The organism is Vibrio sp. D173a, from assembly GCF_030248475.1.
The window spans coordinates 1-788 of sequence record NZ_JAHGAH010000745.1 but is presented as its reverse complement, the minus strand read 5'-3'; the positions used below and the strand labels follow the sequence as shown (position 1 = coordinate 788).

General features: G+C 40.6%; 1 protein-coding gene. It reads left to right on the top strand.

What is annotated here, in order from left to right; genetic code table 11:
• Positions 1-45 precede the first annotated feature (45 nt).
• Positions 46-507 (top strand): isoprenylcysteine carboxylmethyltransferase family protein, encoded by a 462-nt coding sequence (locus tag KIV40_RS28965; protein WP_285352677.1) that lies wholly within the window; start codon positions 46-48, stop codon positions 505-507.
• Positions 508-788 lie beyond the last annotated feature (281 nt).

Sequence of the window (788 nt, the reverse complement as noted above, 5' to 3'; positions counted from 1 at the left end):
CAATGACTGGGCTTTTTAATATCTCAATGTCGCATAAGGAAGGCTATGAAGTTCTTGGAATTAAAAGTACCACCGCTCGCGTTGTTTGCTGTGATTCTATTGTCGTCGTACTGGCTAGCGAATAGCCTGACATTTGCTTCGTTTCCTGTTCCTTACCATCAACTCGTATCCGTACTGGGAGTAGTTGTCAGTGGTGTAATTGGTGTTTCTGCGGTTTGGGAGTTCAAAAAACGCAAAACGACAGTAAATCCAATCAAAGTCGACACTGCCTCTCTAGTGGTCGATTCAGGCATCTTTGGCTACAGCAGAAATCCAATGTATCTCGCGCTCTTCATTCTGCTTTTTTGTTTCGGATACTACCTTCAAAATCTATTCAGCCTATCACTCAGCTTTCTATTTGTGATCTATATGAACCGCTTTCAAGTCCTTCCTGAAGAGCAAGCTTTGGAATCGCTATTCGGTGCCGAATACGTTGATTACAAACAGAAAGTTCGTCGATGGGTTTAATTTTCATACTGATGTAAATGATAATTGTTTTCATAATAATATGTACGTCACAAAAATACAAAACTCATGTTTCATATGTTTAATTTATAAATTAGCCTGCGCCGACTATTAGAAGTAATAAAGGCTAGGTACAAATATGAAACAGACTAAGTTGCTATCCGCTGTTATTGGATTGGCATGTTTGTCTTCGACGCCAGCGATCGCTGATGTCTCTTCTCGAATCATTAATGGTGAGGTAGCTGACGCAAGTAGCTGGCCTTTTATGGCTGCACTCGTAACCA